The organism is Nocardia iowensis (assembly GCF_019222765.1).
Lineage (GTDB): Bacteria > Actinomycetota > Actinomycetes > Mycobacteriales > Mycobacteriaceae > Nocardia > Nocardia iowensis.
In genome coordinates, this window is record NZ_CP078145.1 from 3178910 (window position 1) to 3204427 (window position 25518).

Sequence of the window (25518 nt, forward strand, 5' to 3'; positions counted from 1 at the left end):
AGACGACAGCGGATCGCCTGCAGACCGTGGCGGTTTTTTTCAGCACTTACCCAAATGTGCGTGCATTTGCGTGTACATCTGCAAGTACAAACGCCGCTCACGGTGCCAGACTTGACGCATGGACATAGATCGAAGCTCGGGATGTGCGGAGCTCACCAGCATCCGGGGCACCACGAATATCGGGCAGGTGCCCACGGTTCTGCGGCGGATGCTCGGCTCGCGGCTGCAACAGCTGCGCAAGGGACGAGGGCTGACTCAAGAGGACGTCGCCAAGGGCACGTGGGCGACGGCGTCGACGATCAGTCGCATCGAATCCGGCACAGTCGGGCTCGATAGTCGCAGCGTGGTCGAGCTGCTCAGGTTCTACGGCGTCACCGATACCGATGAGCACGACAAGTATCTGTCGCTGGTGCAACTCGGTAATCGGCCCGGCTGGTGGCACCGCGACAGTGACTCGCTCCCCAAAGGATTCGAGCTGCTGAACCTCGAATCGGCGGCCCGAACGATTCGCTGTTACGAACCGGCGGTCGTTCCTGAACTGCTGCAAACCGCTGAATATGCCAGGGCGGCACTCCGATTGAGGTATCCGGATCGCCCGGACGCCGAGATCGATCGGCTGCTCACCGTGCGATTGCGGCGGCAGGAGATCCTCGACCGCGCCGACCCGCCGTATGTGTGGATGGTGGTAGAGGAGAGCGCACTGCGCCGTCCGATCGGCGGCGCCACGGTGTGGCGCGATCAGCTCCACCGCCTCCAGCAGGTGATAAGGCCGGAGAACATCGTCATGCAGATTGTCGGCGACGCGGCCTGTGGGCCCGCGGTCATCGGCAGCGCTTTCCTGTATCTGCGGTTCCACGAACGGCGCCTGCCGGACGTCGTGTGCGTATCGCAACCGACGAGCACGCTCTACCTGGAGAGCAGGGAAGACATCGAGCGCTATCTGCAAATCGGCGACATGCTCGCCGCCGAGGCCGCGCGACCGAGCGAAACCGCGGCACGCCTCGAATCGCTCATGGCCGGATCGGAAGACAGGACGGAGCTCGCATGAGTCTGACGCCGCCCGCGGGCGATCCCAGCCCGCAGCCGTCGGCGCCACGCCCGGCCGGCCCGCCGTTGCCGGAGCTGGCGGCAGCAGTCGTTGTTTCGGCGCCGGTAGGTTTCCTGATCGACTGGCCCACTGCGGTGGAGACCCTGATCACGGTGTTCGCCGCCATGATCAGCGTGCGCCAGGTATCGGACCCCAGGTAGCGGCCCACCACTGGTCTTCGATCGCCAAATCACCGCTGCGAGTGCTTGGTTCGCTGATTCGGGCCCGATGATTTCTCGGTGCGAAAGCCGTCCTTATTGATATGACGACACATACCCTCACGACCCCCGAGTTCGACATCGCCTACGACGTGCACGGGCCGTTGCCCACCGCCGACGGACGTCCACCGCTGTTCCTGATCGCCCTGCCGATGGACGCCAGCGGCTTTCGCGCGCTGACGCCGCGTTTTCCCGATCGCACCGTGGTCACCTACGACCCGCGCGGCCTCGGCCGCAGCGTCCGCAAAGACGGTCGGGTCGACAATGTGCCGACCGTGCACGCCGACGACGTGCATGCCGTGATCGAGGCGCTCGGCGCGGGTCCGGTCGAGATGTTCGCGAGCAGTGGCGGCGCGATCGTCGCGCTCGCGCTCGTGACGGCCTACCCCGGCGATGTGACCACGCTGGTGGCCCACGAGCCGCCGCTCATTTCGGTACTTCCGGACGCGGCGGCTGTCGAGCGTGCCCGCGCCGATTATCGCGACGTGTACGAGGCCAAGGGTTTCGGTGCGGGCATGGCGGCCTTCATCGCGATGACGTCGTGGCAGGGCGAGATCACCGAGGAGTACTTTGCCCAGCCCGCCCCGGACCCCGCTGTGTTCGGGCTGCCGAGCGAGGACGACGGCAGCCGCGATGACCCGCTGCTGTCGGACCGGTCCTGGGCCGTCAGCAGCTATCGGCCCGACTTCGCCGCACTCGCGGCGGCGCCGACCCGTGTCGTGATCGCCGTGGGCGAGGAGTCGCTGGGCACGTTCTGCGGACGCACGTCGGTGGCCGCCGCCGAGCGGCTCGGTCAGCAGGCGACCGTGTTTCCCAGCCACCACGGTGGGTTCATCGACGAAGAATTCGGCTACGCCGGGCAGCCCGAGGCGTTTGCTCGGACACTGCGTGAGGTTCTCGACGGAAAGAAGTGATACCACCCGTCGTGCTATCGAAAGGGCAATTACTGCGCGCGAATGGGGGGAGTAGAGCCTGTACTGATGATCTTATTCGGTAAGGCAAGTTTTCGATTGTCTCATGGGTGCGCCGCTTTGTCCAACCCCACGCTGAGCTGCATAAATGCTCGCACTGTGCTGCTTGCCCGGCGCAGCACAGTGTGCGGTCTTTGTAATTGATTAGCGCGTAAAGCTGATTGTCAAAACCTTCCTTCATCTGTCTGAGACAGTGTATCGTTCTGTCCACCCTGACGCAACGGCCGAAGCTCCGCTGCTCGCCTCAGGAAAACGAACTATGTCGTTTGCGGAAGAAGAAGGGCGCACTGTGGCAAGAGGTCGAAATGCAAACTGGAAACAGCCGGTTCTCCGGAGGCAGCGGCAACTGGTTGTCGCCGCCGTAGCGGTCGCGGCCGGGGTGGGAATGGCTCCGGCGGTCACCGCCGCACCGAGCGTCCAGCCCGAGCCGTACCCCGATCCACCGGCGTGCGGCATCTGGGGATGCACCACCGAGGCGCCGGTCTTGCCGGTCGCGTACCCGGACCCGCAGCCGTTTCCGGACGTGCCTGCGGGCGGCTGGACCATCGAGAACCCGCCACCGGCCACCGAACCGTTGTACTGGGCGGACTTCGACCGGGACGGCGCCGTCAACTGGGCCGACAACTGCGTGCTCGTCCCCAACGCCGATCAATCGCCTGCCGTCCGGCCCGAAGGTGCTCCGGTGCCGGTCAATCCGAGTTCGCATCGACTCGCGACGGAGTGGAAAGACGCCAATCCCGGGGCGATGTACCGGACTTCGGACGAACTCGGCGCGGCGTGTTCGAACTACAACGACAACTGGCGGCGGACGGTCATGGCCTTCCGTGTCTCCAGCAATGATCGCAAGCGCCAGATCTTCGAGTTCCTCGGTCGAGGTGGGCCGCTGTTCGGCGAGGACACCCTCACCCTCGCGGTCCCCACCTGCTCGCGTCTGGATATCATCGGCAACATTCTCGAATGGGGCTTCCGGCTTCCCGAAGGGCTGATCACCGAGCCGCTGAAGCGAATCCTCACGCCGCTGCTCACCGACCCATTCAGTTGCAGCACAGGGGTTTTGGCCCGGCTGGGCGAGGAGCTCGGCCAAATGGTGTGGGCGGGCAAGCATCTGTACACACCGACCAACGAGGGCGGGGCGATCACCAACCGCTTCTTTGCCCCCGTCACCGAGGTGGGGGTGTTCGATCCACTGATCAAGATGATGCCGTGGCTGTTCCCTGGTGGCACGGGGCAGACCGTCCAAGGGCGGGTCCGCACGGACGCTCGGTCTCCGTGGGATGGGCGGCAAGCCACCGCGATCGACTGGCGACAGGTGTCCGACACCGGCATCGGTCTACCGGGGAGTCGATGGACCATCACGGACGGACGGGCGACCGATCTGCTCGACGCCTTCGTCCGACTCGGCCAGGTCGCGGGTCCCGGACTCGAGGGTCAGATCCTGCGCGCGCTACCTCTCGCACTGGGCGAAGTCTGGCGGTCCATCCCTATTCTGGCTCAGCTCGACGTGAACTACCTGATCTACGACTCGTGCCGGGCACTACAAGAAGGCTTCACCGCCTGTACCGCCGAGATCGCTCTGCGGCGAATCAACGACGGCGAAACCCGCTGGTACCAAGAAGGGTGGATGCCCTTCGTCACCATCGACCCCAACATGCTCAACCAGACAGCCTGGGAAGCAACGCATTTCAACGAGATCATGCCGGAGTTCTACAACCTGCCGCCCAACAACGGCGTCGACAACTAGGTCAGCGTTGGCTGATGCAGAAGGGCTGGCCGGACGGGTCGAGCAGGACCGTCCACTGTTCGCCGCCGGGTTGGAAGTCCGGTTTGGTGGCACCGAGGTCCACCAGCCGTCGCTCGGCGTCGGCGACATCGGCGAAGCTCAGATCCAGATGGAAGGGCAGTTCATCGGCGGGCCAGTTCGGGGCACGGAATTGCTTGGCGGTGTAGAACACGTAGGTCGTCGTGCCGTCGGTAACCAAAAAGGCGACAGGAACGCCGTTCTCGTCCGGAAATTCCTGAGCGATCTCCCAACCCAGTGCCGCCGCGTAGAACTCGGCCAGCGCCCGGCCATCGGCAGCCCAGAAGGCATAGGAGGCGACGGTCGCCGAAGGTGTCGAGCTGGAGTTACCTGACATGGCGAAACCTTCCTTCAGGCCCGGTGGGCGTACTGGCCGACCAGCCCGAACGCGGAGGAACGGCATGATCTTCTCCTTGTCGATGTTCGCCACCTTTGGCGGCGGGGAAGTGACCTGATCTAGGTACATTTGTACCTTATGGGGTTGCTGATGCTGTGCTATGTGGTATGGCTCGCATTGGGTACATGTGTACCGACACCGCTCGAGGCATCACTAGGCGCCACCACTGCTGCTGTTTCGCCGCAGGACTCGCGGGTACTTCGCGGCCGTTGGTTGCTGACCGGTCGAGTCGTTGTGGAAGTACCCAGGGGCGGCCCCGGCCGTCGCCGGTTGAACAGCACCGTGGCGGGAAGTCACGTACTGGCAGAGGAGGTATCAATGACGGAACAGGGCGAAAACACTTACGATCCGCCACAGGACTCCGGTACGCCGGACTCGGTGGAAACCGACCCGGCCGCGCTCAACAGTGCAGAGGATCTCGACGAAGACCGGTTGCGGGTCGATCCCCAAGAACGCGGGATGGATCCTCCTGAGCACTGGTCGGGTGTCACCAAATACGGCATGACGCCGTGGGAAGAAGCCCACCCGCGACCCTTGGATGAACGCTTGGCCGAAGAACAGCCCGACGTCACGGTGGAAACCGCGCCAGTGGAACCGGACTCGGCACTTTCCGATCCCGTCGGCCTGCGGAGCAGCGACGATGACCTCACCATAAGCAGCTACGAAGAGGACCTAGGCATCGCCGCCGACATAGCAGGCGGGTCCGTACCTCAGGAGATCCGAGAACCCGCTTCCCCGGAATGACGTGGTCGGCGGATCCGGCGCGGCGGGTGGCCGGAGGGCGCGGCAGGACAGCGATGCGAAGCGTTTGCCGCCCCCGCGCGCGGGCATCCCGTCAATGCTCGAGAGCTCGGGTGTGGTGCAGCCCGTCCTGCTGGATCGAGGTGCTGTGATGACCGAGGACGCAATCCAGTCGCGCGAGACGATCTCCTTCGCCCGCGGCGTGCTGATGGCTTGCGAGTACCTGGACCCCGACAATGCCTACCGGCGGCTGATCGAGCTGGCTCAGCACAGTCGCACCTCGGTACGGCAGGCCGTCGCGTCGACCACGCAGACAGCAGAGGGCGGCTGAGCGGTGCACCCGCCGCGCGCGGACGACTACCGAGACCGACTGGTCGCGGCGTACAAAGCCAGCCAGTTGACGGTGGACGGATTGTGGCTGCGCTACCTCGCCCTCGGCGGCAACGTCGGCCGAATGGAAATCGAGGCCTACCTCAACGGACTGATGGCGGTGCCGACCCTGCAGCACGACGTTCTGGCGCACGCCATCAACGAACGTCTCGACGAAATCGCCCCGGCCCGCGCCCCCTACCTGCTCATGCGCCCGCCCACCCTCGACGTCGACCGGCATCCGGCCGATACCGAGCGCGAGGTGAACCCCTTCGCCGCGCCGCACCGGCGATCCGAGCCCGACAGCGGAAATTAGCGGTCGGTATGGACACGCCGGGAAACGTGTCGGTGCTGTTTGGCGGCTCGACCGCCGGGTAGGCGGTCGGGGAGTCGAACACGGTGAGCACCCGCCGCGCCCGCACTTGACATGTGCCACAGAGCAAACCGTTCGAAGGAGCACTCGTGAACTACCTCGATAAGGCGAAGGAGCAATTGACCGATCTGGTGGGCAAGGTGATCGACTCCGGCAGCAGCGGTGGCGGCACCCAGACGGTGACCATCAGTTGTCCTCGCGATCAGGTCGAACAGTTCTGGCGCGACCCCGAAAAGTTGTCCGCGGTGCTCGGCGACATCGCCGAGGTCCGGTCGACCGGACCCACCGGCTACCAATGGATTCTGCATCGGGGCGACGCCGAATCCATCACGTGGGACACCACGTTGGTAGCGGAGGAGGGAAGCCTGCGTTTCGTCCGGGCTACGGGGAATGGTTCGTCCACCGAGGGAGCGGAGATCCAGCTGACGTTCCGGGACGCACCCCACGATCTCGGTACCGAGGTGACGCTACGGGTGCAGTCACCCATACCCGACTTGCTCACCGGCGCAGCCGCATTCAAGGTGCTTTACCGAGCGCGCGCACTGCTGCAGACCGGTGAAGTGCCCACCCTCGCCCACAACCCGAGCGCGCGTGCGGCCGCTCACTGAACCGGGAGACGATCAATGCGTGCACTCTGCTGGAACGGCGTCAACGAACTCGCCGTCGAGACCGTTGACGACCCGTCGCTGCTCAACCCGCACGATGTCGTCGTGCGGGTTCGATTGACCACCACGTGTGGTTCCGACCTGCACTTCATCGACGGCTACCTGCCCGGCATGCGCGAAGGCGACGTGATCGGGCACGAGTTCATGGGCGAGATCGTCGAAGTGGGTAACGAAGTCACCGCGCGCAAAGTCGGTGACCGCGTAGTCGTTCCGTCGTTCATCGGCTGCGGATCATGCTGGTATTGCGATCACGAACTGTGGTCGTCGTGTGACACGACGAATCCGAACGCCGAATTGCAACAGCCGGTACTGGGCTACCCAACCGGTGGGATCTACGGATACACCCATCCCTTCGGCGGTTATCAGGGCTCGCACGCGCAATACGTTCGGGTGCCGTTCGGCGACGTCAACTGTTTCACCATTCCCGACAGCGTCACCGACGAACAGGCGCTGTTCCTGTCCGATGCCGTGCCGACCGGCCTGATGGGCGCCGAGTTCTGCGACATCTCACCCGGCGACACGATCGCGGTATGGGGCAGTGGCGGTGTCGGGTTGATGGCCGGGCACACCGCCCGGCTGCTCGGCGCGGACCGGGTCATCGTCATCGATCGGTTCGAGGAACGGCTTGCTTTGGCGCACAAGCAGTTCGGTGCCGAAACCGTCGACTACACGGCCGTCGACAGTGTGCACGAGGCATTGCGGGAGATGACCGGTGGCCGCGGCCCGGACGCCTGTATCGACGCGGTCGGTATGGAAGGGCACGGCACCGGACTGCAGCAGATCTACGACCGTGCCAAGCAACTGCTGCGGCTGGAGACCGACCGCGCGACCCCGTTACGCGAGGCGATCCTTGCCTGCCGCAAGGGCGGCGTCGTTTCGGTACTCGGCGTTTATGGTCTGACCGACAAGTTCCCGATGGGTGTGGTGACCAACAAGGGTCTGACGGTCCGGTCGTCGCAGCAGTACGGGCAGCGATACGTGCCGCGGATGTTCGATTACATCCAGCAGGGCGATCTCGATCCGTCGTATCTCATCACCCACGACCTGCCCCTAGAGGACGCGGTCCGCGGCTACGACATTTTCAAGAACAAGCAGGAGGGTTGTGTCCGGGCGGTCTTCCGCCCATGACCGAGAACAAGCGCAGCCTCGGCGGCTATGTGGCGACGATGACCCTGTACGCGATCGTCGTCGCCGCGGTCGCCCTATTGGGCAGTCTGACCAATCGGCAACTGCCGCGCGCCATGACGGTCCGCGAACTCGTGATCACCGCGTTCGCCGCACACAAACTTTCCCGCACCGTCACCAAGGCCGCGGTCACCGAACCCGTCCGGGCCCCGTTCACCCGACCGACCGACGACGACGGCGGCCCCGGCGAGGTGATAGAACAACCGAAGGCAGCCAATGGTATCCAGCGCAGTCTCGGTGAATTACTCAGCTGCCCGTTCTGTTTCGACGTCTGGGCAATCACCGGATTCACCGTAGGCCACATATTCGCCCCCCGGGCGACCCGCATGGTCGCGGACTCGATGGCAGCCCTCGCCGGCGCCGACTTCCTACACCTCGCCTACGCGAAAGCCCAACAACTGGCCGAAGGTTAGGCGCTGACCGCTTTCTTCACGAGCTCACCGATTCGTGCCTCGTCGGCGGCGGTCAGTTTCGTCAACGCGAAAGCGGTCGGCCAGATGGTGCCGTCGTCGAGGTTCGCTATGTCGTTGAAGCCGAATGTCGCGTACCGCGCTTTGAACTTCTCCGCACTTTGGAAGAAGCAGACGACCTTGCCGTCCTTGGCGTAGGCGGGCATGCCGTACCAGAGTTTCGGCGAAAGCTCTGGTGCGTTGGCTTTGATGATGGCATGGAGGCGTTCGGCCATCGTGCGATCGGAGTCCGACATCTCCGCGATCTTCGCGAGCACGTCGCGTTCCCCATCCGCCTTCGCCGCCCGTGGGCCGCGGCGCGCTGCCGTCTTCAGCTCCTGTGCGTGCTCCTTCATCGCGGCTCATTCCTCGGCGGTGAATCCCACCGAGGACTTGTTCTTCGCGGCGGCGTCCTTGTCGGACTGCTGAGCGTTCATTGCCGGTTTCCTCTCGGCCAACCTTGTTGGGACGATCTCCATGCTATGGAGCGGAGGCCGCAACCGGCTTCTTCGAAACTGATCAATTAATTGCTGTTGCGGGCCGCTCACAAACTGTTCGGCGCGGCGAGCACCGCGTTGAGTAGTTGGCCGAGGCGTTCGCCGGCGAGGCGGAGCTGGGCTTCGGCTATCGGGAGGAATTGGCGGGTGTAGTCGTCGCCGATGGTGGACGACGCCGGGTAGAAGCCGGGGGTGTCGACGATCCGGCAACTGTCCTGCGCCCAGCGGACGGGATCGGTGTCCGGTTGTGCCGCGGGCAGGTCGGGTGCGGGGAGCGCGAGCAGCCGCTGCAACTCTTCTTGGTCACTGGCGTGACGGGTGTCGAGCATTCGGCTGTCCCACACCGAGTGCAGATTGGTGCTGTGACCGAGGTACTGGACGCGGAATTCGTTTCCGCCGCGATCGCGGGCGTACCCGGCGTGCAACGGCTGATGAATGTCACCGACGAAGTGCACGACGAATTTCAGGGCCTGGCGCCGGTCGGCATCCGAACGTGTGCTGTCGGCCAGCGTCGCGGTCTGCGTCCGAAGGGCCTCGATGACGTTCTGCCCACCGTTGCCGTTCACCGCGGGATCGTACACGCAGCCATTCTCGCCGATATTGACGTAATGCCAAGGCGCCGAACGTTTCCCGAGCTCAGGGTCGTTGCGGCGCACGTCGTCGGCCCAGTTGGACACACCGGCGAGGGTGGGGTCGGGCTCACCGGACAGCAGGCGGCTGACCTCATCTCGCGCCCCCGCGCTCAGCCGCAGGTCGGCAATAGCGCCGGTGGTGTTGTGGCCCTGCACGCCCCACGCATTGGCCGAGGGTGGAACTGCCAACAGCATTGCGGCAAACGCACACACGCTCACCATCACGGCTCTACCTCGCATCGAGAAATCCCTCCACGGCGCTTCGTGCGGCCTCGCGGCCGCCTCGGTGACGCTGATCCGCAGAACCCGCGTCGCGGCATGCCGAAGCCCGAGTTCTGGTGCGTCTGTTGCGCACCCGAGTGTCCGGGATAACTTCTATTCAGAAGCAAACGCCAGGCGAAATCTTCGCGGCGAGGTGGTCCAGGAACGAGTCAGAAGCCGTGGAACTCCGCGAGTTCGATCGCCTCGTCGTCCCATTCCCGCTCGATCGCGAGGCGCTGCTCTTCCGGCAGGTCCGGGCGCCAACCGCGGCGGCGCCAGAATTCCTCCCGCTGTTCCCTGGTGAGTTCGGGGGTATCGCTCATGGTGTGTCTGCTCCTTCGGTCGGCGTCCTCAGCTGCGGCCGACAAAGGTCTGGTCGAGGAGTTCCCAGGCCAGGTCGGTGGCCACGGCGGCGAGCTCCGCACCATTGTTACTCGGGCCGAAGGCATCTCCCGGTTGCAGGCGGGCGGCGAGTTCTTGCAGCATGCCACCGATGATCATGGCTTCCAGCCCGGTGAAGTGGACGTTTCGCTCCGGATCGCCTGGACTGTGGTCGTCGCGTCCCCGATCTTCGGCCAGTTCCCGCCGAATCTCGGCCGCCTCCTCGACGAGCGGCACCGGATGGGCCGTGCTGTCCACATAGTTGAACCTGCTGCGCAGGTGACGCTCCGGATCGAGGGTCGGGTGCGGCAGTTCTGCCGAGGTTGTGATGGGTGCGTCGCCCGCGACGGTGAGGTGCAAGTCCACCAAGGCGTTTCGCAGCGCCTCCGGTTCCTCTTGGGCGTTGCCGATCGCGTCGAGGACCCGGATGGCCGTCTCGCGCAACAGTTCGTACTGTGCGGTGCGGTCACCGTCTGCCATCGCCGTCGCCTCCCGGTGCCGAGTATCGAATGTGTTCCTTGTTCGCGGCGGCCAGTGCCGCGCGATCGATCGCGGCCAGCGATTCCGTCGCGCCGTCGCGCGTTCGATTCTGTTCGCGGAGATGATGTTTCAAAGTGTGAGCGCGTTCTCGGCTGCGCGGCAGGTCGGTGAGCAGCGCGTGCAGCTTGCCGACCCAGCGGTCGAGCGGGACCGGCTCGTCGAAGTCCTGCTCGACCAGCACGTGTTCGACGAGCTCTGCCGGGTACCGGCTGGGGTCGGCGAGGAAGATGCCGATGCCACTGGTTATTGGCACCAGCAGGGGGACACCCTCGAGTGCGGCGTCCAGGCCGACGGCCCCGAATCCCTTGGGGCGGACCGGCATGATGACCGCATCGGCCTGCGCCAGGTCGGCCACGATGTCGGCTCGATCGACCACGTAGGGTCGGACGTCCACCGCACGGCCTGCTTCGCTGGACAGCAGTCGCCGCGCTCGGCCGACGATCTCCGGCGGCGCACCGCGCACGATCAAGTCGACATCGAGCCCTTTGCCGTTGACCCGCTGGATGATTCGCGCCGCCGCCAGCGCGCAGTCGCCGGATTGCTCGACGCGGCTGAAGGTCACGACGGTATGGCGCTGGTGCTCGGGCGCGGTCATCGGCGCCCGACAAACGTTCGATCGAGCACGGCCGCGGCCAGTTCGGTGACTGCTGCGGCAAGTTGTTCGCCCTCGCGGCTCGGGCCGAATGCCGCTCCCGGCCGCAGCCGTGCGGCCAGTTCCTGCAGTAGCCCGCCGACGATCATGGCGCGCAGTTCGGTCAGCCGGACGTCGCGATCGGGATCGCTGGGACCCGGCTCGTCCATCTGTTGCGCGGCGGCCAGTTGCTGACCGAAGTTGGCTGCTTGCTCATCGAGGGTGATCGGTCGCGCGACCTTGCCCGCGTACGCGAGTCGGCTGAGCAGGTGCGCAGCGGGATCCTGTGCGGGCAGTCCAGTCTCCGTCTGCGCGGAACCGCGCTGCCCGCGCACCGCCTGATGCAGCTCTGTCAGCGCTGCTCGCACGGTGTCCGGCTCGCTCTCCGGGTCGTCGAGAACGGTCAGCACGTGCGCGGCCGCATTCCGCAGTCGATCATATTGTTCGGCGTGCGGCTCGAGGTCACTGTCAGTGATGGCCATCGCTGTCCCCGGGATCCTTTCGAGCTGCTAGGAATCGCGCCACGAAGGCTTGTTTATCCGCTTCGGTCGGCCCGGCCTCAGCATACGCGGACCACACTTCCAGGGCCTGTTCGCGCGTCAACCCTGCTCGGGAGATGGCCGCGGCGAGCTCATGCACATGTGGCTGAGTCGAGCGCTGAATGAACCAGTCCACCGCAGTGGGCAAATTGGGTTCGAGTTCGGGCCCTCGGGTGGGGTGCGTCGGTTGGACCTGATCGGGTAGGGGGCGGTAGTCGGGTAACGGTCTTTCCGCAGGCAAGATGTGCGTCTCCCGGATGATGGCCGCCAACCGTTCGGCCGCGTCCTTCCATGTGAGATTCTGGCTGCGCATCAGTTCCTGGAGTTCGCGGGCAAGTGCCCGCGCCTCGGCCGGATCGGCGAGAACGGTCCGAAGCTTTTCTACCCAGCGGTCGACCGGTATCGGATCTTCGAAGCCCTGCTCGACGAGAATGCGCTCCGCGATCTCGGCGGGGAATCGGCTGGAGTCACCGAAGAATTTACCGGCACCGCTCTCGCTGGATACCAGGACGGGCGTGCCTGCTCCGGCGGCTTCGATGGCGACGAGGCCGAATCCCTCGGCGCGCGAATTCATGATCATGACATCCGCGTTTCGGATGTCCGCAAGCAGTTCCGAGCGGTCGGTCGAGAACGGCTTTATCTCGACTTCACGCTGGGCAATATCGGACAAGATCTGTTTCGTCTGCGCCATTTCACGCGGGTCGACACCACGCACGATCAACTCGGTCTCTATTCCCTGCCTGTTCAATTCCAGGATCATTTCCGCAGCTTCTTTCGCCCCCTTCTGCACGTCATTGCGACCGAGGAACAACACTTTGCGAGGCCCGTCACTTTCGGTATGCGGCAACTGCTCCGCGAAGGGGATGCCGGGCATCAACTCGTGAACGACCGGATCACTGCCGGTCCGCCCGGCCAACCGCTGCACCTCCTCGGCCAGCTTCGGGCCGACACCGACACCGATATCGGAGGTGGACACCAGGTCCGTTTCCATCCACAGACGTGCAGGCCACTGGGCTCTGTTCTGCACGCGACCGAGGGCGTCGGTGACCATGTGGACAACGTGCACGAGTTTGGCGTCGGGATAGAACGCATCGCGGATCTCGCGTGCCGCGTAGCCGGAGAACCGGCTGTGGCCGATCACCGCGTCCACATTCGGCGGCAGGTCCTCGGGATGGGAAATCAGTTGGTGATGTTTTTCCACACTCGGATCGTAGGAACGAGGAGGAATCAATGTGACATTGGTACTTTCGTTTTCCGGTACCGGTTCCCCGATTCGTACGAATACCTCGTGACCTGCTTCAGCAAGTCCTTCCGCCAAATACCTGTTGACCGCTGGCACGCCACCCGGGTCGATTCCCCAGTCACCGTAAACCAACAGGATCCGCAGGCGCGCATCCGACGTATCCACCTGCCGCGCCGGGTCCTCCTCGCCGACGCGCGGCACCGCCGGGTCGGCGACGTCTCGCCCGATCGGTGACTCCGGCCGATCCCCGACGAATGCCTCGTGTGTCGCGACCGGACCGTCCTTGTTCAAGAAGACCGCCCAGGTGCCGTGCAGTTCCCTCGGCAGCCGCGGCGGGTGGCCGTGGAACAGTTCGGCACCAGGGTCGACCACCCGAATGTCGTTGCCTTCCTTGGTCAACAGATAGGCGTGCGCGCCGTACCGCTGGCCGGGACGGTCACCGCGATACTCGTCGATGACCAGCGCGGCGGCCTTCGGCTCGTCCATGGCGAGCAGCCGAGCGGCGATCGCATCGTGGTCGGGGTGCGGCACGAACCGCTCACCGACCGCGGCTTCCACGTCGTCGATGTGGACACCGCGCGGTCCCACGGCGGCGTCGTCCACGTCACCGACGACCCGCCTGCCGAAGAATTCGTTGGCGGCGTCGATCGACTGGACGATGCATCTGTTGTGTGGTCGCTCCGAGTCGGCCTGCGCCGGAAGGTCTTGCGTCAGATGGGCGCGAGCCGCGTCCACGCCTTCGTCGTAGGTGTCGACATGGCGCCCGGCGCCCGGCTCGTAGGTGGAACCGAGCTTGTCCGGGTTGTGGGCCATGAACACCACGTCGGGGCGTCCGTCGTTGTAGCGGCCGAAGGTCTCGTAGCTCCACCCGTCGGGGGCGTAGCGGTCGTCCCAGGCGAGCCGCGCCACCGGCTCGAAACCACACTCCGCGTACAGTTTCGGCAGCACGGTGTCGAAGCAGTCCAGTCGTCGGCCGCCCAGCATCACCGCGGTCTCGACCAGCGCGTGGGCTGCCTTGGGGTAGTTCGTCACGTCCCGATGCGAGTACACCGACACGATTTCGTCGCCCTTGATGGCGATGCCCGCGGTGCCGTCGTCGCTGACCAGCATCCGCATGCCCTGGTACTCGCCCACCTCGTAGACGTGCACGGACGCGGCGAACTTGTTGTTCTCCTTCAGCTTCATCATCTGCTCGTGGAAAACGTCCGCGTCCGAGGGGCGCAGCTCGTACAGCTCGGGGACGCTGTTGCCCAGCTGCCGCAGCTGCTCGGCGCGCTGCTCGGGCAGCGAATGGACGGCCACCGGGTCGACCGTGTGCTCACCGATCCGCAGCTGCGGTAGCGGTGTCGAATCACCGTGCCGCCCAGCGTTTTCCGGCCCGCCCGCAGGGTCGTCAGGGCGTGCCCCGATTGGTGAAAGGGGCCGGTCGTTCGTGATCACCCGCGGGCTGTCCGGCCCGGGCAGCACCGTGATCAGCTCGGGTCGGGAAGAGCTGCGCGGCGGGCTCGCTGTGGTGCCATCCGTTTGTGCGGCGATGGGTTTCGGCACCGCTTCGCCCGCTCGTGCCTCCAATGGAATGCGCGCTTCGGCGTGCGGTGCCGCACCTGCTCGGTCCGCACCCCGGTGTCCTTCGGCACCGGCGCCCGCGCGTCCGCCCTCCACACCGGCGCCGGGGCGCGGAGACTCGGGCCGTGCCGTAGTAGACCTGTCGCCGGTGCCCTCCGTCCCGGCTGGGCGGGGACTTTCCGGTCGTGCCTCGGGCTGGACCGGACGTGGCTCGGCTTGCGCCGGTCGCGGTTCCGCTTGCGCGGGACGGGGTTCGGCTTGCGCGGGACGCGGCTCAGCATGCGCCTGCGATGCCGGTGCTTTGCCATCGCCAGCGGCGTGCGGCGCGACCGGAGCGGCGTCGGTCGCCCGCGGTGCGGCGACATCGTGGCCGGGATCGCCCGGCCGTGACACCGGTGCGGCGTCGTGCCCGGCGTCTCCCGCCCGCGCTGGCGCGACATCGTGGCCGCCGTCGTCCGCTGCCCGCTGCGGTGCCGCGTCTGCTCGCGATACCGGTGCCTGGTCCGCGCTCTCGGCACGGACCGGGACGGCATTGTCGGCCGGTGCCTGTCGCGCTCCGCCATCCGCCACTGGACGGGCCTCGGGTGCGGCGTCGTGTGTCGGCCTGGCCTGCACCTCCGCTCCGGGTGGCGGAGCCGCGCTGCCGTCCTGCGCGCCCGCCCGGCCGTTTCCGCCGGTACCGGCCGACTCATCGGCCGCGCCCCCGCGCGGCGGCGGATCACCGTGCGCGACACCGTTTCCGCCGTGGTCGGCCCCTGGGACGCTGGACGACTCGCCGGTCTGCGCCGGGTGCACCCCGGGTTGGATCCCGAGCATCTTCGCGGCGCTGACATCTCCGGCCGCGGCGCGCATGCTCAGCTGTTGTCCACGGACACCGTGAATGCCACCGGCAAGCGCACCGCCCAGTGCGCCGGAGAGCATGCGCGGGTCGAATTCCCAATGGTTGGTAGCCAATCCGACCGCCGCATACCCGCCCGCGACGCCGCCGATTCCGGCGACCGTGCCCGCGACGGCGGTCTTGCCCAGCGCACCACGCACCGTGGCGGACGGCCCGAGCATCTTGCCGACGCCGAGGCCGAGTGGGAAGGCGACCGCCGCGCTGGCTCCCGCCGCCAGCGTCGCGACACCCACTCTGTTCCAATCGATGTCGCTCGTCATGCGACCATCGGCGGTCATCCTGCGATGACCCTGGCCCGCCTGGTAGGCCTGGATGCCCAGCTCCTGAGCGAAGCCGAGCGCCACCTGGATCGCCACATTCACGCCGAGCGCTTTGAGGAACGACAGCGAGGCGATCTTCGCCCCCGCCTGGATCAGTGCCTGAAGCAGCTTCGAGACGATCATCCGGATGGCGATCTGGGTGGTCACCTGCATCGCCGGAATCGCCAGCGCTCCCCACAGTGACGCGAGCGCCCACGCGATCTGGATGGCGAGGATGACCAGCGTGGTGATGATCTGCAGCTTGGTGTATTCGATTTGGGTTCCGCCGTTTTCGGCGTAGTTGCCGAGTTTGACGAGCTGCTCGGCCAGTTTCTCGATCGAATCATCGCCGGAGATCAGCTTTTTCAGCTGCGCGACCGCTTCTTCGGCGCCATTGCCGTCGTAGTACTTCAGCGTCGCGTTCGCGGCGTTGCGCACATCGGGGACGATGGCCTGCAAGTCGGTGGCCGCCCGCTGCCAGTACTGCGCGAGCCGGAACAGCGCGTCCTCGTCGCCCTGCGGCCACTCGGAACCTGCAACCCAGCTGAGCCACTGGAGCCCGGACGGAATATTGATCGTCACCGGTCAGCGCTCCGCGTCGTCCCCGCTCCGCCGGCGCTCACCAGCTGGTATCCGTGGTCGCCGACTTCGGCCCCGACCGTGTGTGGTCGTATTCCTCCACATTGCGGAACTGCATGCCTTGCGCGTCGTCGGTGCCAGCTCGGGCCCGTGCCGCGGGCGGGGCGGTCGACACCTCGGGTGGCTCCGGAAGCAGCTCCGCCAGGTCGGGCAGGCCGGGAACGATCTCCGACAAGCTCGGCAACCGGGCCAGCTCTTGCTGCAGCGGTGCCATCAGCTCCGTCGCTTTGCGTTGCACGGTCGCGGCGGCCTGCTGCGCCGCGGCAGTGAAGGCCTGCGCGATCTCCTGATGGCCCATTTCCTCGATGCCCGAGGCGAATACCGTTTCGATCACCTTGCCCTCGGCGTCGACGGTGACGGTCACGCGTCCGCGCGCGGTCGACGCCGTGGCGGTCAGCTCCGCGCGCTGCCGCTGTGCCTCGGCGAGATTCGCCATGTGCGTCTCGGCGGTATCGAGCAGCTCGGCCAGCCGAGCCTTCGCCGCCTCATTCGACATCCCCTGCCCCCTCGTGATCAACCAGGAATTCGGCTCACTTGTAGCCACGGGCGGAGTGGGTGTCCTGCTGCTCCATGGCCTTGGCGGCATCGCGCAGACCGGTGGAGAACTGTTCCAGGACTTTAACTTTGGAATCCACGACCTCGTAGAGCTTGTCCCGCGCCCCCACGTAGCCCGGGCTATCGCCGCCGCTGCCGTTGGCGAACTGGCTTCCGATCTTGTCATTGCCCCACGGCGCGCCTTCCCCGTCGGCGGCGGAGCGCAGTCCCGACAGCACCTGCCGCACCCGCCCCGACACCGCTGTCAGATCACCGGCGACACCCCGCAACTCCCCGGGCTGTACCCGCACCTTGTCGGTCATACAGATCCTCCTCACCCTGCTGCCATGACCATGAGTAGTTCCATACTGGAAGCCACCACTTACGATCGACTTTCGATCGACCTACGGTTCGACGGCGATAGCAAGAATTTGGGGCAGGCCAGGCCGGTGCTGACGGCCTACCGTGACAAGATGCGGTTTTGCCTGCTCGGGCCGTTGGTGGTGGCGACCGCCGATGGCCGCCCGATCCGGATAACCGAGCTGAAAGTCCGTGCGCTGCTCGTCGATCTGCTGCTGCATGTAGGTCAGACGGTGACCACAGACCGGCTCATCGAAGACCTCTGGCACGACCGGTCCGGGCGGCGGCTCGGCACCCTCCAGGTCAAGATCTCGCAGCTGCGCCGGGCATTGGAGGCGGCGCAACCCGGCGGCAAGAACTTGGTGGCCTATCAGGGACAGGGGTACGTCCTCGATATCGATCCGGAGGCGCTGGACACCCACCGGTTTCGGACGTTGACCCAACGGGCCAGGGCCGCGCCGAATCCCCGAGCCAGAGCGGCGTTGTTGACCGAAGCGCTCGCGCTGTGGCGTGGACCCGCGCTGGCCGACTTCGCCGACGAGGCGTTCGCCCAGTCCAGCATTGCCACCCTCACCGAGCAACGGCTGACCGCCTGGGAGGACCAGGCTCAGGCGCGGCTCGAGCTCGGTGAACATCATCTGCTCGCCGATGAACTCGGTGAGCTCGTCGCCGCGTATCCGCTGCGCGAACGCTTTCGCGAAGTGCACATCCGCGCGCTGTACCGCGCCGGCCGTCAGACCGAGGCGCTCGCCAGCTATCACGAGCTGCGCGAACTGCTGCGGGACGAACTCGGGTTGGAGCCCGGACCTGGACTGCTGACACTGCATCAAGCCGTCCTCGAGCATGATCCGTTGTTGGTTACGGTGCCTGAGGAATCGGCCGGATCCACGGCCGCACCGGCGCGAGTGCCCGCGCGGTCCTCGACTCCGGCCGAATTGCCCGCGGACACAGTTGCTTTCACCGGGCGGGACGAGGAAGTCGCCAGGCTGTCCAACATGCTGAAGCCCCAGGGGGACGCCCCGCGGATCGCCGTGCTGATCGGTGGGGGCGGCGTGGGTAAATCGGCGCTGGCGGTGCGCGCGGCGCGCCTGCTCGCCCCCGAATTTCCGGACGGCCAGCTCTACCTGGATCTGCATGGACATACCCCTGGCGAAGAGCCCGTGTCCGCGAGCCAAGCGCTACCGCGGCTGCTGCGCTCGCTGGGTGCGGAACCGCCGCCGTCGGTGCGCGAGATCGATGAAATGGCGGGGCGATTGCGCTCGGCGGTGGCCGGACGGCGCCTGTTGTTCCTGCTGGACAATGCCAAGGACACGGCCCAGGTGCGACCCTTCCTGCCGGGCGCACCGCAGTGCTCGGTGCTGGTCACCAGCCGTCGTGCGCTCGCCATCGGCGATGCCTGGACCTGCCCCGTCGACGCCCTCGGCGCGGCCGACGGACTGTCCCTGCTCCGGAAGCTCGCTCGACCCCTCGGCGACGCCGAGGGCGCCGAGGAAGTGGTGCGGCTGTGCCAGGGACTGCCCCTTGCCTTGCGGATCGCGGCGATCAGGCTCGAGTCCCACCCCACCTGGACCTACCGAACCCTCGCCCGACGACTCCGCCCGGAACATCGCCGCCTGGACGAACTGAGCATCGACACCTTCAGCGTCCGCGCCAGTTTCGCCGCGAGCTACCACGACCTGGCCGACGAGCCGCGCCACGCCGCCGCCGCGCGCCTGTTCCGGCTGCTCGGCCTGCTCGAGGGTCCCGACATCGCGGCACCGGCTGCCGCGGCGCTGGCCGGGGTGTCCGAGCAGGAGGCGGCTATGCTGCTCGACACCCTCGTCGATGCGCATCTGCTACGTGAATCACCGCCCGGCCGGTTCCACATGCACGACCTGATGCGCCTTTTCGCCAGGGAGCTCGCCGAAACGAACGAGCCACCGCAGAGCCGCCAGGAAGCCTCGCTGCGAATTCTGCGCCACTACCGCGCCCGCACGGCCCAGCACCCACCAAAAGCCTCCCCACCCGAGATATCCCAAACCTAGATTGCGCGGTCGTAACCGAAATAGACTGGGCCGGTGAGGCCGCCTCGACTCGAGCTGTTCCTGACAGTGGCCGACGACGAGTGGGACCGCGAGGAGCGGGCTCAACTCACCCGGCGGCTGACCGACTACCTACTGGACTTGGATCAGGTAGCCGACGTGCGCCAAACTAGCGTCGACGATCGGCGGCAAGGAGCCAAGGGGGACCCCGGGACAATGACCGGTGTGCTCATGACGCTCGCCTCGACCGGCGTTCTGACCGCCCTCATCGAGGGTGTGCGAGCGTGGGCGGGGCGCTGCCGCTGCCGGGTGCGAGTCGAACTGGACGGAGAGGCCATCGAACTGGACGGCGTCGGTCGAAAGACCGGTGACCGCCTGGTCAAGGCATGGATCGCCCGGCACACCGGAGTGCAGACCGACTAGGCAGCGCGGCCGGGGACGAAGGGGGTGTCGTGGCAGAAGAGCTGGTGACGCCCGCCAGGGACGCGCTGATCCTGGCGTGTGGTGAGGTTCGGGACCCGAGTTTGCCGGTACTTTCCAGCGCGGGCGCGGACGCACTTGCCTTCTCCCAGGTGTTGGCGGATCCGACGATCGGCGGCTTCCGCACCCGGATTCTCACGAGTCCGGAGTCGCAACCCGCCCGTCGGGCGGTGGAGGAGTTTCTCGGCAACCGCCGCCGCGACGACCTGTTGCTGTTGTATTTTTCCGGGCACGGACAACTCGACGAGCACGCAAGGCTGCACCTTGCCACCGCCGACACCGAAATCGGCCTGCTGCACTCGACAAGCCTGGCCGCCGACTTCCTCAACGGGCGAATGGATGCGTCTCGCTCCCGGCGCATCGTCGTCGTGCTCGACTGTTGCTATGCGGGTGCATTCCCGTTGGGCGCCAAGGGAACTCCGGAGCCGGCGCACTTCCTGGAAGGGGCGGGCCGCGCCGTCCTCGCTTCTTCCGAGGCGCTGTCGCCGTCCTACGAGGCGGTCGAGCCGCATCGCGGCTCGTTGTTCACCCGCGCCTTGGCTCGTGGCCTCGCGACCGGTGCGGCGGATCTGGACGGAGACGGCCGAATCGAAGTCGGCGAACTCTATCGCTACGCCCACGACCTGGTCCAGCAGATTAGGCCCGAGCAGCGACCGGTGTTGCGCAGCAGGATCACCGGTGGACTGGTGATCGCGTTTCGCAGCCCAACCGGCCTCGTGTTCCCGCGCGGCACCGATGAATGGTCGGTCAGTTCACCGGATGTGGCGTCAGACGAGGAAATGGTCGGATTCGGTTTGGCCAGAGTAACTCCCACGATGGCCGCGGTCGTCGAGCGATTCAACCGACAGAACCTGGACCGACACCTGGAGATCCTCGGCCTCACGTTGACGACCGGCTGGCCGACACTGCGTGGCATGATCGACCACGGGATGTTGGATGGGTGGCAGCTCGTCATCTACTGCCTGTGCCCGGACTACCTGCGCGAGCATCCCGAGGAATACCAATCGGTCTGGGCCGCGATGGCGGAGAGCAAGCTCGCCGAGATGGCGGATCTGGCACGGAGCCCGTCCATGCTCGTGCGGCGGGGGATCGGCTTGCAGGTCCGTACCTATCGATCATTCCCCGGAGTTCACGGCTGGCGATTCGGCCGTAACGAGGTGGTGATGGCCGTGAGTCGATGGGACACCGGAACGGGCAAACTGGCTGAGCCGTATGGTCCTTTCGAGCACGCGAAGGCCGATGACAACAGCGCGCGGGGGCGCGCATGCAAGGAGACGTTCGAGAACTGGCTAGGCCGTGCGGAGGCATCGAGCACGGTGCGGTTTTCGGCCCCCTGACCTCCGGGCGGGTCCTACGTGTGCACCAGGGCCGACCAATGATCGTGTCGCAGTTCGTATTCGACCTCACCGTGTTGGGTTCCCGGTAGGGGGTCGTCGAAGTGGAGGTGGAAGGTTCGAACGTAGGTCAACCCGGCCTTCTCCATGACGCGCCGCGAGGCGATGTTGACGGCCATGGTCTGGGCCCAGACTCGGTGGACACCGAGTTCGGTGAACCCTTTTCGGATCAGCGCCCGCGCTCCCTCGGTCGCGTATCCGCGGCCCCAGACCGATGCCGCGAGCCGATAGCCGAGTTCCACCTCGCCGACGCTGCCGTCGTCCGGCGGCTGAAGAGCCAACCAGCCCACAAACTTTCCGGTAGATCGCTCGATGGCCGCCCAGCGGCCCGCTGGTCCCAGGGCATAGGCGCGCAGGATCGCGGGCAGCACCTCGTGCTCGATCTCGTCGCGCGGTGTGGGTTCGCCGGTCAGGAAACGCATGACCGCGGGATCGCTGTCCAACCACACCAGATTGTCGACATCGGACTCGGTGAATCTGCGCAGCACCAGCCGCTCGGTCTCCAGAAACACGTCCACCATCTGCATCCTGTACAGGACCGAGCCTGCCGTCGAGGGCTTTTCCCATGGCAGCCGTCGCGGCCCACCGGCGAAGCTCGTGGTTCGGTGTCCTTGCTGGAGGCTGGCAGCCGAGTTACGTGGACCCGCCCAGTGTCGCGAAACACGGCACTGGGCGGGTCGCTTCCCCGTACGCCGTGCGAACGCCGCCACGTCGCTCGGCGGATGTCAGCATAGAACAGTCGCCGTGCGGCTGTGCGCGGCCACGCCGTTGCATGGGTGCGTGACCAGGCTCACGATTCGTGCCGCTACTTCATGCAAATGGCTTTGACCAGCAAATTTGCCGGAGATGGCGGCCGGATGGGCCAGAAAATCGGGCGATCTTTGTCGGTGCCCACCGGAATACTGAGGCGCGCCCGATGAGTTCGAGCAACCGATTCCGTCTCAACCACTGTGGCGCCGGGACCTCGAACCTGTGGGCCGCGCTTGTTCCTGTCAACGTTTTCCTGCCGGAGGTACCCGATGCTCGCCGACCGTTCCGCTCCCGCCTCGGGAGGGCGGACCCCGACCGTCATCCGGGTGCTGGTGCTCGCGACCTTCGTGGTGATCCTGAACGAGACCATCATGATCAACGCGATCCCGCGGCTGATGGCCGACCTCGAGGTCACCGAGCGAGCGGCGCAGTGGGTGTCCACCGCGTTCATGCTCACCATGGCGGCCGTCATTCCGACCACCGGCTGGTTTCTGCAGCGGGTTTCGACCCGGCAGGCGTATTCCGTGGCGATGGGCGTCTTCCTGGCCGGTACCGCGCTGTCGGCCGTGGCGCCGTCGTTCGCGGTGCTGCTGCTCGGGCGGATCATCCAGGCAGGCGGCACCGCGGTGATGATGCCGCTGCTGATGACCACGCTGATGACCGTTGTGCCCGAACAGGACCGCGGCCGGGTGATGGGCCAGGTCACCCTCGCCATTTCGGTGGCGCCCGCGATGGGTCCGGTGATTTCCGGGCTGGTGCTGCAGATCGGTTCGTGGCGTTGGCTTTTCGTGCTGGTGCTGCCGATCACGGGCGTGATCACCTGGCTCGGCCTGCGCCAGCTGGAGAATGTCGGTGAACCGCAGGAAGGCGCGATCGACGCGGTCAGCGTGGTGCTCGCCGCGCTCGGGTTCGGTGGTCTGGTGTTCGGGCTCAGCCGATTCGAGAGCGACAACCTCGCCGGTCCGGCGCTGATCGTCGCCGCGGGCTTGGCCCTCATCGCCGCGTTCGTGTTCCGTCAGCTGCGTTTGCAGCGCACCGGCACCCCGCTGCTCGACCTGCGGGTTGTGCTGTCCGGCACCTACACCAAGGCGCTGGTGCTGATGTCGGTCGCGTTCATGGCGATGCTCGGATCGATGATCCTGCTGCCGTTGTACCTGCAGAACCTGCGTGGTCTGAGCCCCTTGCAGACCGGCCTGCTGGTGATGCCGGGCGGGTTGGCGATGGGTCTGCTCGGACCGACCGTCGGTCGGCTGTTCGACCGGTTCGGCGGACGCTCGCTGGTGATCCCCGGGTCGATCGGTATCGCCGCGTCGCTGGCCGGTTTCACCCAGATCTCGATGACCATGCCGTACTGGCAACTGCTCGCCCTGCACATCCTGCTGATGGTGGCACTGGCCGCGACCTTCACCCCAGTCTTCACCCTCGGCCTCGGCGCGCTCCCGCAGCACCTGTACTCGCACGGCAGCTCGATGCTCGGCACCCTGCAACAGGTCGCCGCGGCCTTCGGTACCGCCCTCGTGGTGACGATCATGTCGGCCCGCAGCACCGAACTCATCGCCGACGGCACCGACCTCGTCACCGCCCACCTCGACGGCATGCGCCTCGCCTTCCTCGTATCCGCCGCCCTGGCCCTCATCGTCATCGTCATGGCGATTCTCCTCCCCAGCCGAGCAGCCACCCCCGAAGAGCCCGAAACCGCAACCCCCGAATTGGTCAAGGGCTGAAAGCAATTCGGCACGACCAAACCCCCGGCGCCTTCACGCGCCGGGGGTTTTCATCCTCGGTCCGCGAACTGTCGTCGCAGAGGTGACGTCGCACCAACACGAGACGAGCGGTGAACCCGAGCTCGCGGCATTCGACAGAAAATACCTACCTGTCGGTATCGTTTAGGTGTCATCGTCTTGAATCGGGGACAGATAGCTGCTCATACCGAAATCGAGGCGAGGTCCACGCCCCGCAACGGCATTGCCGTCACGTCTCCCACCCGCTCTGCCCACACCGCATGCCCGTGCCCGGACCACAGCGGTGCTACCGGAAGATCGCGGAGCAGTTGGTTCTCGGCGAGCCGGTACAGCTGGCCGTTTTCGGCTGACAGGCCTGCGGAATCGGCGGCAGCCAGCAGCTGCGCGAAGCCATCGTCGGTGTACCCGGCGGCCTTCGCGAGCGCGGTGAGCAGTTCGTGCGGGCTCGACGTGCTCTGCGACCGCGTCAGCAGGAGGGGGCCGTCCACATGTTCGGCCTGGTCACCCCGCGGTCTCGCGGTCGCCTCCACCGTGAGCGCGGTGCGGATCTGGTCGGCGAGTGGCGGTGCCCATCGCTCCTGCCCGGCACCGAAGTACACCGTGACCGGACCGGTGAAGGTGACCTGGCCGAGCAATGACTTCGCGGCGGCCTGGTCGTGTGTGCACGGTCGGCAGGTGCCGGAGCGCTCGCCCGGTGCCACGCCGGGTGGCAGTATCGCGCGGGCCGGATCGACCTGGTGCGCAAGTGGACCCGCCGCCAATGCCGCGCGATCTACTGCCATGGCGAACGCGTAACGTACCGCTGCGTCCTCGAAACGCTTGTCGGACAACGGAAACGCGAGATAGCTGGCCTCCGGGAGCGGCCACATCGCGTGCCGGTCGCCGAAATCGTGGTGCATGGCCTCGTGCCGCTCGCCGGGAACCTCGGTGGCCAGGTCGAGCGAACCCGCCCGCACTTGGTCGTACTGCGCGGCCGAATCACCCACGTTGAACCGGATCTCGCGTGCTTTACCGGTAGCGTCGCCGATCCGCACCAACCGGCCGCCCGAACCCGGCTGCCATCGCTCCGCCATCCGGAACGGCCCATTGCCCACCGGGTTGGCGGCAAAGCCGACCCAATCACGGGAGGCCAGCACCGATGCGGGCAAGGGGAGCAGCGCCTGCGCGGCCAACACCGCGGGCACCTGGCCGAACGGGCGATCGAGCACGATCCGGAGGGTGCCTTCGTCGGGCGCGCTGATCTCCTTGGCGCGCAACACTTCGGTGAGCGCACCGGACCCGGCCCACCGCTCGTCCGCGACCGTGCGCCAGGTATCCACATAGGACTTCGCGGTGACCGGCGACCCGTCGTGGAACCGGCCATCCGCACGCAACTTGATTTCCCAGGTCACTTGGTCCGAGCTGGTAACCGATTCCGCGGCCCGCGGAGTGCTCTGCCCGGTTGCCGCGTCGTAGTCGACCAGTGGCGTCCACAGCGCGCCGACGAGCATTCGGCCCGCCTGGTCGCGCAGGTCACCGGGCAGCAGGCTGGCCGGTTCGCGGACACCGACCGTGAGCACGCCCGGCTCCGGCGGCTCTGCTGATTCCGAGCAGGCGGTGCCACCGAGCAGGAGCACGGCCAACACGGCGATAAGCCGCAGGGAACGCTTCTCAACAGTCATTCGGCCGCACCGCGCCGGTAAGTGTGTACCGCAAGGCCAATTCGCATGTCGAACGTGGAACACCAGGCATACCAACCTCATTCACCTCGCGCCGCGCGAATCACACAGTTATACCCGGCATCACACGGTCCACTACCCGAAAGATGTTCCCCAGTTAGCGGTATCGCGATGTGGGTATCGCGGAGCACCCGCGCCGA

Annotated in this window: 26 protein-coding genes; 14 read left to right on the forward strand and 12 right to left on the reverse strand. The window is 66.3% G+C overall.

The window, feature by feature from the left end:
- The first annotated feature begins 118 nt into the window (after window positions 1-118).
- The 4 genes from KV110_RS14565 (at window position 119) to KV110_RS14580 (ending at window position 4017) form a co-directional block, all read left to right on the forward strand.
- Window positions 119-1048, forward strand: a complete 930-nt coding sequence (locus KV110_RS14565) for a helix-turn-helix domain-containing protein (protein WP_218476620.1) — start codon at window positions 119-121, stop codon at window positions 1046-1048.
- Window positions 1045-1248 (forward strand): hypothetical protein, encoded by a 204-nt coding sequence (locus tag KV110_RS14570; RefSeq protein WP_218476621.1) that lies wholly within the window; start codon window positions 1045-1047, stop codon window positions 1246-1248. Before KV110_RS14565 ends, KV110_RS14570 begins: the two co-directional genes overlap by 4 nt.
- Before the next feature lie 101 nt (window positions 1249-1349).
- A complete protein-coding gene (locus KV110_RS14575) occupies window positions 1350-2219 on the forward strand; it encodes an alpha/beta fold hydrolase (RefSeq protein ID WP_218476622.1) in 870 nt (289 codons plus the stop codon).
- Window positions 2220-2661: 442 nt separating this feature from the next.
- Window positions 2662-4017: a hypothetical protein gene (locus KV110_RS14580; RefSeq protein WP_218476623.1), complete on the forward strand. Its 1356-nt coding sequence runs from the start codon at window positions 2662-2664 to the stop codon at window positions 4015-4017.
- 1 nt (window position 4018) lies between these two features.
- Here the strand turns inward: KV110_RS14580 and KV110_RS14585 are convergent, their stop codons facing one another.
- Window positions 4019-4411 carry a VOC family protein gene (locus tag KV110_RS14585; RefSeq protein WP_218476624.1) on the reverse strand — a complete coding sequence of 131 codons (393 nt, stop codon included), beginning with the start codon at window positions 4409-4411 and terminating at the stop codon, window positions 4019-4021.
- 378 nt (window positions 4412-4789) lie between these two features.
- Between KV110_RS14585 and KV110_RS14590 the strand changes: the two genes are divergently transcribed.
- From KV110_RS14590 to KV110_RS14615, 6 genes are all read left to right on the forward strand, one after another.
- Window positions 4790-5215: a hypothetical protein gene (locus KV110_RS14590; RefSeq protein WP_218476625.1), complete on the forward strand. Its 426-nt coding sequence runs from the start codon at window positions 4790-4792 to the stop codon at window positions 5213-5215.
- A 148-nt stretch (window positions 5216-5363) separates the two neighbouring features.
- Window positions 5364-5543, forward strand: a complete 180-nt coding sequence (locus KV110_RS14595; RefSeq protein WP_218476626.1) for an ANTAR domain-containing protein — start codon at window positions 5364-5366, stop codon at window positions 5541-5543.
- 3 nt (window positions 5544-5546) lie between these two features.
- The gene (locus KV110_RS14600; protein ID WP_218476628.1) at window positions 5547-5897 is read left to right on the forward strand and encodes a hypothetical protein; all 351 of its coding nucleotides are present in this window, start codon (window positions 5547-5549) and stop codon (window positions 5895-5897) included.
- 146 nt (window positions 5898-6043) lie between these two features.
- A complete protein-coding gene (locus KV110_RS14605; RefSeq protein WP_218476629.1) occupies window positions 6044-6562 on the forward strand; it encodes an SRPBCC family protein in 519 nt (172 codons plus the stop codon).
- Between the two features lie 15 nt (window positions 6563-6577).
- Window positions 6578-7747, forward strand: coding sequence for a zinc-dependent alcohol dehydrogenase (locus KV110_RS14610; RefSeq protein WP_218476631.1), 1170 nt, complete (start codon window positions 6578-6580; stop codon window positions 7745-7747).
- Window positions 7744-8217: a DUF1360 domain-containing protein gene (locus tag KV110_RS14615; protein ID WP_218476633.1), complete on the forward strand. Its 474-nt coding sequence runs from the start codon at window positions 7744-7746 to the stop codon at window positions 8215-8217. Before KV110_RS14610 ends, KV110_RS14615 begins: the two co-directional genes overlap by 4 nt.
- Here the strand turns inward: KV110_RS14615 and KV110_RS14620 are convergent.
- The 9 genes from KV110_RS14620 to KV110_RS14660 all read right to left on the reverse strand — a co-directional run bounded on the left by KV110_RS14620 (window position 8214) and on the right by KV110_RS14660 (window position 17236).
- A complete protein-coding gene (locus tag KV110_RS14620; RefSeq protein ID WP_246634536.1) occupies window positions 8214-8609 on the reverse strand; it encodes an iron chaperone in 396 nt (131 codons plus the stop codon). The two genes, KV110_RS14615 and KV110_RS14620, sit on opposite strands and share 4 nt — an antisense overlap.
- Before the next feature lie 188 nt (window positions 8610-8797).
- Window positions 8798-9604, reverse strand: a complete 807-nt coding sequence (locus KV110_RS14625) for a S1/P1 nuclease (protein WP_218478468.1) — start codon at window positions 9602-9604, stop codon at window positions 8798-8800.
- 209 nt (window positions 9605-9813) lie between these two features.
- Window positions 9814-9966 (reverse strand): hypothetical protein, encoded by a 153-nt coding sequence (locus KV110_RS14630; protein WP_218476635.1) that lies wholly within the window; start codon window positions 9964-9966, stop codon window positions 9814-9816.
- Window positions 9967-9994: 28 nt separating this feature from the next.
- Window positions 9995-10504 (reverse strand): hypothetical protein, encoded by a 510-nt coding sequence (locus KV110_RS14635; protein ID WP_218476636.1) that lies wholly within the window; start codon window positions 10502-10504, stop codon window positions 9995-9997.
- On the reverse strand, window positions 10491-11159 hold the full coding sequence (locus KV110_RS14640; RefSeq protein ID WP_218476638.1) for a glycosyltransferase family protein: 669 nt from the start codon (window positions 11157-11159) through the stop codon (window positions 10491-10493). The genes KV110_RS14635 and KV110_RS14640 overlap by 14 nt, the downstream gene beginning before the upstream one ends.
- Window positions 11156-11677, reverse strand: a complete 522-nt coding sequence (locus KV110_RS14645) for a hypothetical protein (RefSeq protein ID WP_218476640.1) — start codon at window positions 11675-11677, stop codon at window positions 11156-11158. The genes KV110_RS14640 and KV110_RS14645 overlap by 4 nt, the downstream gene beginning before the upstream one ends.
- On the reverse strand, window positions 11664-16322 hold the full coding sequence (locus tag KV110_RS14650) for a WXG100-like domain-containing protein (protein ID WP_218476641.1): 4659 nt from the start codon (window positions 16320-16322) through the stop codon (window positions 11664-11666). Before KV110_RS14650 ends, KV110_RS14645 begins: the two co-directional genes overlap by 14 nt.
- 37 nt (window positions 16323-16359) lie before the next feature.
- Window positions 16360-16875 (reverse strand): YbaB/EbfC family nucleoid-associated protein, encoded by a 516-nt coding sequence (locus KV110_RS14655; RefSeq protein WP_246634537.1) that lies wholly within the window; start codon window positions 16873-16875, stop codon window positions 16360-16362.
- Between the two features lie 34 nt (window positions 16876-16909).
- Entirely contained in the window at window positions 16910-17236 is a 327-nt protein-coding gene (locus KV110_RS14660; RefSeq protein ID WP_218476643.1) for a WXG100 family type VII secretion target, read from the reverse strand.
- Window positions 17237-17260: 24 nt separating this feature from the next.
- Between KV110_RS14660 and KV110_RS14665 the strand changes: the two genes are divergently transcribed.
- Genes KV110_RS14665 through KV110_RS14675 form a run of 3 tightly spaced genes read left to right on the forward strand, consistent with a single transcriptional unit; the run spans window position 17261 to window position 21111 of the window.
- Window positions 17261-19297: an AfsR/SARP family transcriptional regulator gene (locus KV110_RS14665; protein ID WP_218476645.1), complete on the forward strand. Its 2037-nt coding sequence runs from the start codon at window positions 17261-17263 to the stop codon at window positions 19295-19297.
- Between the two features lie 33 nt (window positions 19298-19330).
- Window positions 19331-19717, forward strand: a complete 387-nt coding sequence (locus KV110_RS14670; RefSeq protein ID WP_218476647.1) for an effector-associated constant component EACC1 — start codon at window positions 19331-19333, stop codon at window positions 19715-19717.
- 29 nt (window positions 19718-19746) lie between these two features.
- The gene (locus KV110_RS14675; RefSeq protein WP_218476648.1) at window positions 19747-21111 is read left to right on the forward strand and encodes a caspase family protein; all 1365 of its coding nucleotides are present in this window, start codon (window positions 19747-19749) and stop codon (window positions 21109-21111) included.
- A 14-nt stretch (window positions 21112-21125) separates the two neighbouring features.
- Here the strand turns inward: KV110_RS14675 and KV110_RS14680 are convergent, their stop codons facing one another.
- On the reverse strand, window positions 21126-21689 hold the full coding sequence (locus tag KV110_RS14680; protein ID WP_218476650.1) for a GNAT family N-acetyltransferase: 564 nt from the start codon (window positions 21687-21689) through the stop codon (window positions 21126-21128).
- A gap of 498 nt (window positions 21690-22187) precedes the next feature.
- Here KV110_RS14680 and KV110_RS14685 point away from each other — a divergent pair, with 498 nt between their 5' ends.
- Complete coding sequence (locus tag KV110_RS14685) at window positions 22188-23642, forward strand: MDR family MFS transporter (protein WP_218476652.1); 1455 nt, start codon at window positions 22188-22190, stop codon at window positions 23640-23642.
- Between the two features lie 200 nt (window positions 23643-23842).
- Here KV110_RS14685 and KV110_RS14690 read toward each other — a convergent pair whose 3' ends face one another.
- Window positions 23843-25321 carry a peptide ABC transporter substrate-binding protein gene (locus KV110_RS14690; RefSeq protein ID WP_246634538.1) on the reverse strand — a complete coding sequence of 493 codons (1479 nt, stop codon included), beginning with the start codon at window positions 25319-25321 and terminating at the stop codon, window positions 23843-23845.
- Between the last annotated feature and the right edge of the window lie 197 nt (window positions 25322-25518).

Coding starts and splice junctions, on each gene's coding strand:
- KV110_RS14575 (WP_218476622.1), top strand. CDS start 1,350: ATGACGACACATACCCTCACGACCCCCGAGTTCGACATCGCCTACGAC.
- KV110_RS14580 (WP_218476623.1), top strand. CDS start 2,662: ATGGCTCCGGCGGTCACCGCCGCACCGAGCGTCCAGCCCGAGCCGTAC.
- KV110_RS14630 (WP_218476635.1), bottom strand. CDS start 9,966: ATGAGCGATACCCCCGAACTCACCAGGGAACAGCGGGAGGAATTCTGG.
- KV110_RS14570 (WP_218476621.1), top strand. CDS start 1,045: ATGAGTCTGACGCCGCCCGCGGGCGATCCCAGCCCGCAGCCGTCGGCG.
- KV110_RS14620 (WP_246634536.1), bottom strand. CDS start 8,609: ATGAAGGAGCACGCACAGGAGCTGAAGACGGCAGCGCGCCGCGGCCCA.
- KV110_RS14625 (WP_218478468.1), bottom strand. CDS start 9,604: ATGGTGAGCGTGTGTGCGTTTGCCGCAATGCTGTTGGCAGTTCCACCC.
- KV110_RS14635 (WP_218476636.1), bottom strand. CDS start 10,504: ATGGCAGACGGTGACCGCACCGCACAGTACGAACTGTTGCGCGAGACG.
- KV110_RS14565 (WP_218476620.1), top strand. CDS start 119: ATGGACATAGATCGAAGCTCGGGATGTGCGGAGCTCACCAGCATCCGG.
- KV110_RS14655 (WP_246634537.1), bottom strand. CDS start 16,875: ATGTCGAATGAGGCGGCGAAGGCTCGGCTGGCCGAGCTGCTCGATACC.
- KV110_RS14585 (WP_218476624.1), bottom strand. CDS start 4,411: ATGTCAGGTAACTCCAGCTCGACACCTTCGGCGACCGTCGCCTCCTAT.
- KV110_RS14680 (WP_218476650.1), bottom strand. CDS start 21,689: ATGGTGGACGTGTTTCTGGAGACCGAGCGGCTGGTGCTGCGCAGATTC.
- KV110_RS14615 (WP_218476633.1), top strand. CDS start 7,744: ATGACCGAGAACAAGCGCAGCCTCGGCGGCTATGTGGCGACGATGACC.
- KV110_RS14595 (WP_218476626.1), top strand. CDS start 5,364: ATGACCGAGGACGCAATCCAGTCGCGCGAGACGATCTCCTTCGCCCGC.
- KV110_RS14665 (WP_218476645.1), top strand. CDS start 17,261: ATGACCATGAGTAGTTCCATACTGGAAGCCACCACTTACGATCGACTT.
- KV110_RS14660 (WP_218476643.1), bottom strand. CDS start 17,236: ATGACCGACAAGGTGCGGGTACAGCCCGGGGAGTTGCGGGGTGTCGCC.
- KV110_RS14690 (WP_246634538.1), bottom strand. CDS start 25,321: ATGACTGTTGAGAAGCGTTCCCTGCGGCTTATCGCCGTGTTGGCCGTG.
- KV110_RS14640 (WP_218476638.1), bottom strand. CDS start 11,159: ATGACCGCGCCCGAGCACCAGCGCCATACCGTCGTGACCTTCAGCCGC.
- KV110_RS14610 (WP_218476631.1), top strand. CDS start 6,578: ATGCGTGCACTCTGCTGGAACGGCGTCAACGAACTCGCCGTCGAGACC.
- KV110_RS14645 (WP_218476640.1), bottom strand. CDS start 11,677: ATGGCCATCACTGACAGTGACCTCGAGCCGCACGCCGAACAATATGAT.
- KV110_RS14685 (WP_218476652.1), top strand. CDS start 22,188: ATGCTCGCCGACCGTTCCGCTCCCGCCTCGGGAGGGCGGACCCCGACC.
- KV110_RS14590 (WP_218476625.1), top strand. CDS start 4,790: ATGACGGAACAGGGCGAAAACACTTACGATCCGCCACAGGACTCCGGT.